Genomic DNA, 12,320 nt, shown 5'->3' with positions numbered 1-12,320 from the left:
CGTTCGGCGGCGGGGGGACTGACATGGCGGTTCCTAGCTCGCGGTGGTATTTACGGCGGATTCGTCGGAGCGGGAACGTTCCTCGGTGAAGCGGACGACGGCTTCCCGGACGTGTCCCGACACGAATGAGCGCGCCATCTCCTCGGCGTCGCGCTCGATCTGTGCGGCGTCGAGGGTGGGTTTGACCAGTTCCCGCGCGCGCAGCAGGGCTGGGAAGCAGTGGTTGGCCACGGATTCGGCGATGCGGCCAACGGTGTCGAGCGGCACGTCGGTGACCAGGTCGTCGATCAGCCCGGTGCGCAGCGCGTTCGCCGCGTCCATCGGGCGGCCGGTCAGCATCATCCATTGGGCGGTCGCATCGCCGACGATGGTGGTCAGCCTGCGCAGCGTGATGCCGTCGGGGACAACCCCCAGCGCGCCGAACGGCAGCTGGAACGTGCTCCGGGCAGTCGCGATCCGGTTGTCCGCCGCCAGAGCCAGCTCGACCCCGCCGCCCGCCGCGAGGCCGTCGACGGCGGCGATCGTCGGGATCCGGCACGTGGCGACGGCGGCCAATGCCCCGACGACGATCCGGCAGTACGCGGTCGCGGCGTCGAGATCAGTGGTGGCTGCCAGCACGTCGGCGAGGTCGGCCCCCGCGGAGAAGTAGCCGCCGGCCCCCCGCAGCGCGATCAGCCGGACCCCGTCGGTATCGGCGAGCTCCGGGACCAGTTCAGCGATCGCGGTCCACATTGCTGCGGTCAGGGCGTTGCGCTTCTTCGGGCGCGAGACGGTCACCGTGGCCAGCGGACCGTCGATCTTCCACGGGACCTCACTCATCGGGTGACCTCGACCAGCTCGCTGTGCGTGAGCAGCACACCGTCGGCGACCAGACCGGCGATCTCGCTCTCGGACACTCCGAATTCGCGCAGGATCTCTCGGCTGTGTTCGCCGAGTAGGGGCGGCGCCAGCCGCACGGAGCACGGCTGGCCGTCGATGTGCAGGGGGCCACGGACGAGGTGCACGGTGCCGAGGCTGGGGTGGTCGACGCTGTCGACGGCGTCGACCGCGTGCACCTGCGGGTCGGCAAACACGCCCGCCATGTCGTGGACCGGCCCGGTCGGGATGCCGGCTTCACGCAGCAGGCGGACCCAGTGTCCCGAGTCCGCCGTGGCCAGAGCCCCGGCGATGACGGCGTCGAGTTCCTCGCGATGGCGCAGCCGGCTCGGGCTGTCGCAGAACCGCGGATCGTTGATCAGATCCTCGCGGCCGACCAGCCCGCAGAGCCGCTCGAAGTGGGCCTGTGTACCAGCGGCGATGTTGATCGCGTGGTCGGCGGTCTGGAACACGCCGCACGGTGCCAGAACCGGATGGGAGTTCCCGACGCGTTCGGGGACGGTGCCGTTGGACAGGTAATTCTGCGCCTGGAAGGTCAGGACCGCCAGGACGCTCTCGAGCATGGAGGTGCCGACGGTGCGGGTCGTGACACCCCGGGCACGCCCGGCGAGCGCCGCCGCAACGCCGACGGCGGCAAACATCCCGGTGAGGAGGTCGACGATCGGCAGGCCCACCCGCACCCCGTCACGGGACGGCTCGCCGGTAAGCGACATCAGGCCGCCCATGCCCTGGATGATCTGGTCGAAGCAGGGTTCGCGGTGCAGCGGTCCGCGGCTGCCGAACCCGGTGACACTGGCGACGACGGCGTCCGGTGCGTGCTGGTCGAGCCAGTCGGCGTCGAGGCCGATGTCCGCCAGGATGCCGGGACGGAAGTTCTCCACGATCACGTCGACGTGCTCGGCCAGCCGGCGCAGCACGGCCCTGCCGTCTTCCGAACGGAGATCGAGGGAGATGGAGCGCTTGTTGCGGTTGACCGAGACGTGGTAGAGGCTGGTGCCCCGATCGTGCGGCCCCCAGTGTCGGATCATGTCGCCGCCGGTTGGCTCGACCTTGATGATGTCGGCGCCGAGGTCGCCGAGGAGCGTGGTGCAGAACGGACCCGACAGCGCCCGAGTCAGGTCGAGGATGCGGATGCCCTCGAGCGGAAGGCACTTGGCGGGACCGGTCGCCGAAGGAGCTTGGCCATGCGAACTGTCATGCGTCATGAGGCACAAACCTACGGCGGCCATGATGCCTGCAATATAGTTTGTAAACTATTAACCGGTGGATCCTGATAGGTTCAAACACATGTCCAGGATCGTGGCGGACATCGCTGCACTTCTGCATTCCTGCCGGGCCGGAGCCGCGCCGAGCGACTCCACGCGGGCGATCGCACGGCTGGCCGACAGCTTGACGCAGGCAGGTGAACAGCCGGACCTCTCCTCGTTGCAGGCACCGATCGAAGGCATCCGGTCCGACTACGCCGGTTACTTGCGCCGGGAGACCGAGCTGTACCGACTGTTGCAGACAGCGCAGCGGCTGCTGGGCACCGCTGCTCTGGAGGAATTGCTCGGCGTCATCGTCGAGGCAACCCGTGATCTGATCGGCAGCCAGGTGGCCCATCTCAACCTCGTGGATCGCGACGAGCAGTTGTCGACCATCCGCGCAACCACTGGCGCCCGCACGGAGACGTTTCGTCTTCAGCACACGCCCGCCGGAGCGGGATTCACCGGACTTGTGCTGCGTCTTCGGAGCCCCTACGTCACGAAGGATTACCTGAGCGACCCTGCCATCGAACATGATCCGTCCGGAGACGCCTCGGTTCGAGCAGACCATCTCGTCACGATGGCCGGAGCGCCGATGCTCGACAACGCGGAGCCGCTCGGAGTGCTCATGGTGAGCTGGCGGCGGCCCGTCACCGTCACCGACGAGCAAGTCGACCTGCTGACATCGCTGGCTTCGCTGGCAGCCGTGGCCGTCGCGGCAGTCCGACGTCACGAAGAGGCACGCCGGTCCCGCATCGCGCTCGAGGACGCGAACGAGAACTTCAGACGGGCGAACTCTCAGCTCGAATGGGGTGCCCAGGCTCATGACCGGCTGCTGACCCTGCTGCTACCCGGAACTCGGATCGACGCGGTCGCCGAAACCGTGAACGAACTTCTGGAAGCGAAGGCCGCCGTCCTCGACCCGCAAGGCCTGCCCCTCGCCGCGGCGCCTCTCGCGTGGCGGCCCGTGATAGCTCGCGGCGACCTCGACGGAATCGCTGCCGGCAGCCGGGCCGTGCACGTCACAGGTGAGGACGGGGCACCGCTGTGGGCGGCTCCTGCCCACAGCGGCGGCGAGCCGCTCGCGGTGCTGGTCGTCGAACGCGATGATCTCCTCGAGATGGAACACCTGCTATTGGAGCGCGCGGCGACCGCGACCGCCCTGCTACTGGCCACCAGGCATGCCATCTCCGAGGCCCAGTTCCGCTCGTCTGCCGACCTGGTCACCGACCTGGTCCGCGGTCGACGGCTCGACAATGTGGACCGAGAGGCTGCGGGCCTGGGCCTTGAACTCAGCAAGCCGAACGTCGTGCTCGTCACTTCGACGCTGACCGATCGCCGACGCCAGACCCGCTCACTGTTTCGCGGACATGCTGACCGGGTCGGCGGGCTTTCCGGCGAGATAGACGGCCACCTCGTCGCCATCCTTCCGCTGGCCGACCCACACGCCGCAGCAACCGATGTCGCCACCGCCCTCCACGAGGCCGGACTGCTCGTAGCGGTTGGCGCCTCGGGTCCCGCTACCCGACCGAGCGACATCGAGCACCACTACGCGACAGCACTGGACTGCGCAACGGCCCAGGACAAGCTGACCGGACACGGCCCGGCCACCATCGAAACCCTCGGCTTCGTAGGACTACTGCTGGCCAACCCCGACCGCGCCCGCCTGAGCGACTTCGTGCACCGCCGCGTGGGTGCACTGGAAGAGCACGACACCGATCGTCACACGAGTCTCATCCCGACCCTCGAGGCCTACCTGGACCGAGACCGCAGCATCCGGGCGGCGGCCCGACATCTCCATGTCCACACCAACACCGTCCAGCAGCGATTGCAACGGATCGAAACGTTGCTCGATGTCGATCTGCACACCACCAACTCGGCAACCGAACTCCACCTGGCGCTGCGCTTACGGCGCCTGCTGCCAACGATGTCGTGAACCCAGATAACCCGGACACCGCGATTCAGTGCAGCGTCGGCGCATACCGAAGCACCGCGGCAACCCCGTCGGCCGGAGCCATCCGCTCGTCGGTGCGTACCAGCGAGGCCCCGACCGAGATCGCCAGCAGCGGCAGCGCCTCGTCGGCTCGCAGCGTTTTCGCCGGTGCGGCCCCCTGCTCGGAAAGCACGTCCGCGTCGGGGGCAACGGTGGTCAGTCCCTCGTCGGTGACCACCGTGGCGTCTCCGATGTCGCCGACGATCAGCGTGTCGACCGCCCCCTGCCGCAATGCCGAACAGACGGCGCCCAGCCCCTCGGCGGCACGTCCGGACTGCCGGCCGATTTCGGCGCCGAAACGTTCGGCCGCGTCGTCGATCGCTTTGAGCCGGCGCCGGACGAACCAGGACTCGATGGCGCGCTGGACCTCGTCGAGGTCGTATCCGCTGTGGCGCGCACCGACCTTGAGCGGCACCGCCCGGCCGAGCACCCGCTCCGGCAGGGCCGCCAGCAGGTCCGAGCGCGACCGGACCTCGCCGACGACGAAGAACGCCTCGACGCCCGTCTCGTCGACCAGCTCGGTGACGCGGTCGGCGACGGCGCGCACGTTCTTGCGCGCGGCCTCGTCGGTGCGCAACTGCGGGTCGCCATATCCCGCCGTTTCGGCGCCGGCGGCTTTGTGGACGGGATAGCCGCCCCCGTCGACGGTTTCCGAGCGCAGGGTGCCGTCGCTGCGGACGGTGATGTCGGCACCGGCGTGGTCGACCTCGACCAGCACGTAGTTGGGTGGGTCGAAGCCGTGTTCAACGATGGGAACGATGTAGGGCAGTTCGGAGACTCGCACCACCGGGGCTGCGGTGGGGTGCAACAGATGCTCGTTGACCACCACCCCCGTCGCGCCGGCGATCACCGCGCGCCCGCTTCGGCCGATCGGTGGGCGCAGATCCAGCACGGCCTGCTCGATATCGGCGGTCACCGAGTCGGCCACGCCCTGCTCCTCGAGCTGTTCACGCAACCCACGCCATTTGAGCTCCAGCTGGTCGGCGGCGTCGTGCGTGTCGTGTGAGTCCTCGAAATAGATCGACGCGAAGGGTCCTGGCGTATCCAGCAATTGGCGAAAGCGGTCGGATTGCATACCTTTCGGGTTGCCGGACCGGTCGGCGAGCAAACCCGACAAACCCGCTAAGCCCGGTCCCCGTCGGTCTGGTCGAAGAATCGCCAGTCACCGTCGATATCGACTTCCATCCGCCAGCCGAGCTCGGTTTTGTCGGCCTTCCCCTCGAACTCCGTATCGACGAACCACGCATGTGCGTCGTCAGCGTTGCCGATGTCCTTGGTGGCCACAACTTCGCCGTGTGGGTTGATCACTCGGTAGGTAGACATGCCGGCAGGGTTCCCGCCGTGCGGTGAGGTCAATCCGACGGGATCTCGGCGGTGATGGTGTTGAGCAGCGCGCCGTATCGGCCCGCCTCGGGGTCTTTGCCGGGCTTTCCGCTGCTGATCACGGCGGCGGCCAGGCGGCGCTGCGGATCGGCCCAGACGGCGATGTTGACCAGGCCGAGATGGCCGAAAGCGGCCGGCGCGTTGCGCCCGAACGGGCCGAACCGCGTCGAACCCAGCATGTATCCGGTGCCCCAGCGCAGCGGCATCAGACCCGTGGCGACGTCGGGCCGCAGGCGCCGGCATTCCCTGACCGCGTTGCGTACGGTGTCGGGCCGCATGATGCGTACCCCGTCGAGTTCGCCGCCGCGGCGCAGGATCTCCATGAAGCGCGACAGCTCGTCGGCGGTCGAGACGGTGTTGGACGACGGGACGATGGTGCTCAGAAACAGCGGCTGGTTGGTGTAGGGGATGATCTCGTGCACGGTTCCGCCGATGGCCTTGCGGAAGGCCGCCGCAATCACCGGGGGCAACGGCCGCCCGGTGGCATGGCTCGGGGCGACCAGCGGGAGGTCCTGCTTGGCGACGCCGAAGTTGGTCCACCGAAAGCCCAGTGGGTCGAGAATTTCGGTGGCCAGGATGTCGCGGATTTCCTTGCCGGTGGTTCGCCAGATGATCTCGCGCATCAGCGGACCCCAGGTCAGCGCGTGGTACATGTGGACCAGCCCGGGCCGGTAGAGCGGCCGCAATTCGCCGAGCTTCTGCAGGGCGTACTCGTGGTCGTCGGCTTTGGTCACGTCGGGCCGCGGGCCGGTGGGAAACGGCACACCGGCGCTGTGGGTCAGCACATGGCGGATCGTGGTCCGGTCCTTGCCGTGGCTGGTGTAAGTGGGCAGGTACTCGCAAACGCGGTCGTCGAGAGAGAAATGGCCCCGCTCGGCGAGCATGTGCACCACCGTCGCGGTGATGGCCTTGGCCGACGAGTAGGCGCAGAACGGTGTGTCGGTGGTGACCGGGACTTTCTCCGCGTCGGGCGGGTCGGTCGGCGCGTTGCCCCAGCCGTGGCCGATCGCCCGGTTGAGCACCACGCGGCCGTTGTGCCGTAGGCACACCTGGATAGCGGGATGCATTCCGGCCCGATACCAGTGCCGGGCGGCCTGCCAGATCCGTTCGATGGCCGCGCTGTCGATGTCGGCGTGGTCTTCGTCGGCGATCGCGGTGACGGCGTCCAGGTCGGCCGGGACGCGGACCTTGCCGTCGGGGGTCATCTCTGCCATCTTCGCGAGGGTACGGGGCGTTATCTCGCCGCTGTACCAGGCGGCAGGGCTTACTCCCCGGTGAACTGCGGCGGGCGTTTGGCGAAGATCGCCGAGATGCCCTCGGTCAGGTCTTTCGACGGCAGGAACGCGGCGTTCCAGGCGGCGACATAGCGCAGGCTCTCCGAGACGGCTGAAATGCGTTGCTGGTCAAGCACATCCTTGATGCCGTGCACGGTCAGCGGCGGGTTGGCGGCGATCTCGGCGGCTGTGGCGTGCGCCGCGGCCAGCGTGGCGTCGGCATCCGCGTAGACGTCGTTGACCAAGCCGATCTTCTCGGCGCGGGCGGCGTCGATGTCGCGGCCCGTCAGCGCCAGTTCGCGAAGGTGGCCATCGTTGAGGATCAGCGGCAGCCGGGCGAGGCTACCGACATCGGCGACGATGGCCAGTTTGACCTCGCGCACCGAAAACTTGGCGTCGGCGCTGGCGTAGCGGATGTCCACCGCCGAGATCAGGTCGACGCCGCCGCCGATGCACCAGCCGTGCACCGAGGCGATGGTGGGGGTGCGGCAGTCGGCGACGGCGCTGATCGCGTTCTGCATGCGCTTGATCTCGGCGTGGAACTCCGCGCGCGGGCCCGCCAGGGCGTCGCCGGACAGCAGCGGGGTGAACGAACCGCCCATCGCCGGGACGTCCAGGCCGTAGCTGAAGTTCTTGCCCGACCCGGTGATGACGATGGCGCGCACCTCACGGTCGGCGTCGAGGGACGCGAACACCTCCGGCATCTCCGACCAGAACGCGGGGCCCATCGCATTGCCTTTGCCCGGCCCGATCAGGGTCACCTGCGCGACCCGGTCCTTGATTTCGACGGTGACGGATTCGTATGTTTCGCCCATGCCGAGACCGTAGCGTGGCGGGTATGTCCTCCGATTTGCGACCCGGACCAGATTCTCCACCGACCGACGAGCTGCAAAGCGCCGAGGCCTCACTCGGGGTTCTGCAGCAGGTGCTGCACACGATCGCCGCCGACGACAGGGCCAAGCAGACGCCGTGCACGGAGTATGACGTCAAGGGCCTGACCGGGCATCTGCTCAACTCGATCATGGTTCTCGGCGGCATGGTCGGCGCGGAATTCTCCATGCGTGAGGACACCGACTCGGTGGAGCGCCTGGTGATCGGCGCCGCTCGGCCGGCGCTGGATGCCTGGCACCGCCACGGCCTGGACGGTGAGGTCTCGCTGGGTCCGGGCTCGATGTCGGCCAGGGTGGCCGTGTCTGTCTTTTCGATCGAATTCCTGGTCCACGCCTGGGATTACGCGACCGCAGTGGGCAGCGACGTGCGGGTGGCCGATTCGTTGGCCGAGTACGTGCTGGAGCTGGCGCGCACCCTGATTAAGCCGCATGAACGCAGCGCCGCCGGGTTCGACGCCCCGGTCGAGCTTCCCGACCACGCCAGTGCACTGGATCGGCTGGTCGCGTTCACCGGCCGCAACCCGGCCCGATAGCGGTCACCGAGGCCGAGGCCTGCCTTGCGCCTTTGCGGTGGCAGGCGTTCGTGGTGTCCCATCCTCGGCGGCGATCCAGCTGCACGCGAATCGCAGCAGGGCGTCGTTTTCGCCCGGTGCACCTATGGTGACCCGGACGCCGTCGGTGCTCATGGGGCGGACCACGATGCGAGCGTCGGCGGCCCGTTCGAAAAAGTCACGGGTGCGCGCTCCCAGCGGTAGCCAGACGAAGTTGGCCTGCGGCGCGGGTAGGTCGAACCCGGCATCGCGCAGCGCCGCGACAACCCGAACGCGCTCGGCGACCACCGCATCGGTGCGGGCCAGCAGCTCGTCGGCGGCATTCAGCGAGGCAATGGCCGCCGCTTGGGCGATGCTCGACACGGTGAACGGCACGTAGACCTTGTCCAGCGCGACGATCACGTCCGGGTGGCCGATCGCGTACCCGACGCGCAAACCGGCCAGCCCGTACGCTTTCGAGAAGGTTCGCATCACCACGACGTTGTCATGGGAGCGGACCAACTCCAGGCTGTCGGGGGCCATGCCGTCGCGGACGTATTCCACGTAGGCCTCGTCGATCGCGATCACGATGCGCGCCGGAACCGCCTTGACGAAATCGGCGAGCACATCCGGAGGAACAACGGTCGACGTCGGATTGTTCGGATTGCAGACGAAGATCAGCCGGGTGCGGTCGGTGACCGTGGCGAGCATCGCGTCGAGGTCGAACGTGTGATTGGTCAACGGCACGGGGACGGCGGTCGCGCCCGCGACCGCAACCTGCGGCGGGTAGAGCTCGAAGCTGCGCCAGCCGAAGATGACCTCGTCGCCCACCGAGGCGACGATTTGAACGAGCTGCTGGCACAGGCTGACCGAACCGCACCCGACGGCGATGTGCTCGGGGCCGAAGCCCACGTGCTTGGCCAGTGCCGCCTTGAGCTCGACGCAGCCGTTGTCGGGGTAGCGGTTGATCGAGGCGGCAGCCGCTTCGATGGCTGCGCGGACGCTGGGTAGCGGGCCGAACACGGTCTCGTTACTGGCCAATTTGATCGCCCCGGGCACCGTCTTGCCGGGAACATAGACCGGCAGCCCGTCCAGCACGGGTCGCAGACGGGCAGGCACGTCGACAGCATATGTTGCAGCTGTGTACGCTAAGCGTCCGGCGGCTCCGGGTTCCCGGCATCGGGTACCCTCAGGAAGTCCATGGAGGCGTGCCAGAGCGGCCGAATGGGGCTCACTGCTAATGAGTTGTCCCCCTTCAAGGGGACCGGAGGTTCAAATCCTCTCGCCTCCGCTGGATCCTTCCGAGGAACACAACTGAAGACAAGCGCCCGTAGCTCAACGGATAGAGCATCTGACTACGGATCAGAAGGTTGGGAGTTCGAATCTCTTCGGGCGCGCTCGCAATAGTCATCTCATCGCGGGTGAGCCCGCTTGTCGCGTTTCCGGTGAGCATGCTCGAAACCCGCCTGGGCTCGGGCCCGTCAGACATCTCGTCTTCCGGCTACCGCGTCGCGTACCGCTCAGCGCGGATCCATCACCTGGCCCGCGAAGACCACGGCGCCGGTCTTGTCGACAATGGCAAATAGGAACGGGTGATCGACCGTGACCTCCTCGACCGGACCAAACCCTCCGCCGATCACCGTCGAAACGGCTGCGGCTTCCGTACCGAACTCGTCGATCCCGACGAAGGCCTTCTGCAGTACGTGTGTGATCTTCAGCTGTTCGTCAGTGGTGATGTGGGAGAAGTCCCCCTGCTTCTCGTCGAATGCGCGCGGCATCCCCATCGCTGCCAGGGTCTCCTTGAATTCCTCGGGTCCCCAGCTGATACGAAACTTGGGCAAACTGAGGTCGACTGGCCCCTGCACGAAGGCCAAGTCGCGGAACCAAGCGTCGTCCATGCTGTTGCGAACCGCCTGGAGCTGTCCCTCCGCCGGCAAGACGATCAGCATGTTGAGGTCTTCGCCCACGTATGGGAGTTCCACCGCCTGAAAATTCGACGCGGCCACGTAGCGCAGCACCCTCGCCTTGTGCATCATCGGCACGGTCACCGCTGATTGAGGAGTCACGCGGAAGCTGCCATCGGCGGTACGTTCTTTCGGAAATGGGCTCTCCCAGCTCGCCTTGAGGTAGGCCGCGTTCAGCAACACCATGCGGGTCAAGTCGTCTATCGCGCCGGGCGGGATCAGGTCTTTGATCTGCCCTTTGGTCGCGTCGCTGGCGAAGTTGTCGATGGTGACTCGCTCGCCGTCGGGGTTGCCCTTGAAGTCGCCGAGGTGCGCGCCGGCATCGTATTGGGTAGCCAGGATGTCGAGGAACGGCGCGCGAACCGTCAGGCCACGCTGCAGCCAGACCGCGTCGACCATCGCCAGCTCGATACTCCGCGGATCCTCGGCGGAGATTGCCGCGCGGTTGCGCGAACGCAGATCGAGCAGCAGCTGATTCATGGCACGGTAGTAGCTGTCATTGCCGAACGGATCGCGCAGAACGGTTTTCATTTGGGCCGCCGTGTCACCGGCGGCGCCGGCATAGGCCATCGACAAGGCGACACTGAGGCTCAGCGGAGAGAAGACCAGGTTCTTTGCACTGGCCGCCGACATGCGCCGGAACACGTCCAGCCCGAAACCGTTGGTGGCGTTGACAAAACGCTGCTCATCCGCCGGAGCTACGTCTGGCGTGTTGTCGTACGGAAGGCTGGACCGCGTGACGGGCGCGGGTGTCGGTCCCGGTGTGGACTGTGCACGATTTCGGTCGCCCCCGCAGCCGAGAGCACTTGCGAAAACAACGGCAGCAGCAATCATGCCGTGGAATCCGACGCGGAACGAACGGGTTAGGGGATTCACGGCGACCAGTATGCGCGCCTCGCGACGCGGATACTCGATAAATCCAGCGCATCGCGGATGCGCTCGGCTCTGGCAGTCACGGTGAGCCGCGTAGCAGGCGGTGTGGCGGTACAACACTCGGGGTCTGGAGGCCGAGTGTCGGGCTCAGGCTGATCCGGTCGAAGAACGCCAGCTTGACGCGGTGGAGATACGTATTGCAGATGCGGCTGGGGGCCGACGACGCAATAGGTGGTTGCCAACGTGCTTGGTGACGTGCCTCGGGCTTCGACACGGAAAGCGTGCAGGCGGGCCCGCCCGAAAGATATTCCGGCCTACCGCCCGATGCGACGACGCAGCCTGGTGATTGCGTTGAACCCACGGGTGACCAGGCGGTCGGCGCGGGTACCCAACATCGGTAGCATCCCGATCTGACGAGCAAATCCGGCGCCGTCGTAGTAGACCGTATTGCTGGCCACCCGGCCGTCGGGTGCCAGCCGGATGACGTCGCATCCGAGAATCTCGACTCGGCGGCCGGTCGCTTCGATGCCCTGAAAAGGCGAGCCCGTGAACGATCCGCCGCCCTTCCACTGGACCACGACCTGGCCTGTGCCGTCATCGACGACATTCTCTATCACCAGCCGCCAATCCGGGACCGCTGCAAAAAGTCCCTTGAACCATTGTGTCAAGGCCGTTGCCCCGCGCACGGTTTCGCCGGTGGCGAGGAAGTGATCGACCGAGTCGTCGCTCCAGAAGTCTTGTGCATGGGAGAAATCACGTTCGTCGAACACACGGTGAAACACCTCCCGAACCCACTCTGCGTTTGTGGTGCCGGGTTGCAGCGCAGTCATGTGTGGCCTCCTTCAGCGGCCGCTGGGACGATCGTCGCCGCTGCCCCGACAATAGACCCGGCCATGAGGCTGATAGGGGTGTTTGAATCACGGCCGACGGTACGTGCCACCGTCATATGTCGGGATGTCGTCGCGCTCTGCGGTGTCGATGTCGGGCTCGTCCCACTTCAGTGCTAGGGGCGGCGGGTAAGTAACGGTTCGCGCGGATCCGGCGCTGCCTGAACGGGGTCAGGGTTTCATTCTGCGCTGAGGGCGACGAAATCGCGGCTTGGACTCAATTGGTCGCAGACTGGACGCACTGGATGCAGACTCGTACGTCAAGCGCCCGGGAAACGACGGGTCGGCTCGGCTGATCGCCAGGCGGCCAGTCCGGTGACGCCGACATGGCCGTGAAGTTTGCGCAGGTTGCCAGCAGCAGCCATTCACCGCGGGCCTGATCGAGCCCGCGAAGCAACAGTTTGCT

At 66.9% G+C, this 12,320-nt stretch carries 11 protein-coding genes and 2 tRNA genes; 4 read left to right on the top strand and 9 right to left on the bottom strand.

From position 1 onward, the window contains the following. Positions 1–33 precede the first annotated feature (33 nt). The gene (locus tag MKAN_RS13365) at positions 34–819 is read right to left on the bottom strand and encodes an enoyl-CoA hydratase/isomerase family protein (protein ID WP_023368831.1); all 786 of its coding nucleotides are present in this window, start codon (positions 817–819) and stop codon (positions 34–36) included. Further along, on the bottom strand, positions 816–2,081 hold the full coding sequence (locus MKAN_RS13360; RefSeq protein ID WP_023368830.1) for a CaiB/BaiF CoA transferase family protein: 1,266 nt from the start codon (positions 2,079–2,081) through the stop codon (positions 816–818). Before MKAN_RS13360 ends, MKAN_RS13365 begins: the two co-directional genes overlap by 4 nt. A gap of 82 nt (positions 2,082–2,163) precedes the next feature. On the opposite strand from MKAN_RS13360, the gene MKAN_RS13355 reads away from it, so the two are divergent. Continuing rightward, complete coding sequence (locus MKAN_RS13355; protein ID WP_023368829.1) at positions 2,164–4,056, top strand: helix-turn-helix domain-containing protein; 1,893 nt, start codon at positions 2,164–2,166, stop codon at positions 4,054–4,056. A 25-nt stretch (positions 4,057–4,081) separates the two neighbouring features. On the opposite strand, the gene MKAN_RS13350 is transcribed toward MKAN_RS13355, so the two are convergent. Genes MKAN_RS13350 through MKAN_RS13335 form a run of 4 tightly spaced genes read right to left on the bottom strand, consistent with a single transcriptional unit; the run spans position 4,082 to position 7,585 of the window. After that, positions 4,082–5,188, bottom strand: coding sequence for an Rv2629 family ribosome hibernation factor (locus tag MKAN_RS13350; RefSeq protein WP_036445783.1), 1,107 nt, complete (start codon positions 5,186–5,188; stop codon positions 4,082–4,084). A 47-nt stretch (positions 5,189–5,235) separates the two neighbouring features. Beyond that, complete coding sequence (locus MKAN_RS13345; protein WP_023368827.1) at positions 5,236–5,436, bottom strand: hypothetical protein; 201 nt, start codon at positions 5,434–5,436, stop codon at positions 5,236–5,238. A 29-nt stretch (positions 5,437–5,465) separates the two neighbouring features. Continuing rightward, positions 5,466–6,701, bottom strand: coding sequence for a lipase LipE (gene lipE / locus MKAN_RS13340; protein WP_023368826.1), 1,236 nt, complete (start codon positions 6,699–6,701; stop codon positions 5,466–5,468). A gap of 59 nt (positions 6,702–6,760) precedes the next feature. Next, positions 6,761–7,585 (bottom strand): crotonase/enoyl-CoA hydratase family protein, encoded by an 825-nt coding sequence (locus MKAN_RS13335; protein ID WP_023368825.1) that lies wholly within the window; start codon positions 7,583–7,585, stop codon positions 6,761–6,763. Positions 7,586–7,608: 23 nt separating this feature from the next. Here MKAN_RS13335 and MKAN_RS13330 point away from each other — a divergent pair, with 23 nt between their 5' ends. Next, entirely contained in the window at positions 7,609–8,193 is a 585-nt protein-coding gene (locus tag MKAN_RS13330) for a TIGR03086 family metal-binding protein (RefSeq protein WP_023368824.1), read from the top strand. A 3-nt stretch (positions 8,194–8,196) separates the two neighbouring features. Here MKAN_RS13330 and MKAN_RS13325 read toward each other — a convergent pair whose 3' ends face one another. Next, a complete protein-coding gene (locus MKAN_RS13325; protein WP_042312308.1) occupies positions 8,197–9,309 on the bottom strand; it encodes a pyridoxal phosphate-dependent aminotransferase in 1,113 nt (370 codons plus the stop codon). A gap of 83 nt (positions 9,310–9,392) precedes the next feature. Between MKAN_RS13325 and MKAN_RS13320 the strand changes: the two genes are divergently transcribed. After that, a tRNA-Ser gene (locus MKAN_RS13320) sits at positions 9,393–9,481 on the top strand. A 33-nt stretch (positions 9,482–9,514) separates the two neighbouring features. Further along, a tRNA-Arg gene (locus MKAN_RS13315) sits at positions 9,515–9,587 on the top strand. Positions 9,588–9,710: 123 nt separating this feature from the next. Here MKAN_RS13315 and MKAN_RS13310 read toward each other — a convergent pair. Together MKAN_RS13310 and MKAN_RS13305 are read right to left on the bottom strand one after the other, a co-directional pair. Further along, positions 9,711–11,030 (bottom strand): serpin family protein, encoded by a 1,320-nt coding sequence (locus MKAN_RS13310; RefSeq protein WP_023368822.1) that lies wholly within the window; start codon positions 11,028–11,030, stop codon positions 9,711–9,713. Positions 11,031–11,341: 311 nt separating this feature from the next. After that, positions 11,342–11,857 (bottom strand): ester cyclase, encoded by a 516-nt coding sequence (locus MKAN_RS13305; protein WP_023368821.1) that lies wholly within the window; start codon positions 11,855–11,857, stop codon positions 11,342–11,344. Positions 11,858–12,320: the final 463 nt, after the last annotated feature.

It is taken from the genome of Mycobacterium kansasii ATCC 12478 (assembly GCF_000157895.3).
Classification (GTDB): domain Bacteria; phylum Actinomycetota; class Actinomycetes; order Mycobacteriales; family Mycobacteriaceae; genus Mycobacterium; species Mycobacterium kansasii.
Note: the sequence above shows the minus strand (reverse complement) of the source record. Positions and strands in the feature narration are given on the sequence as shown.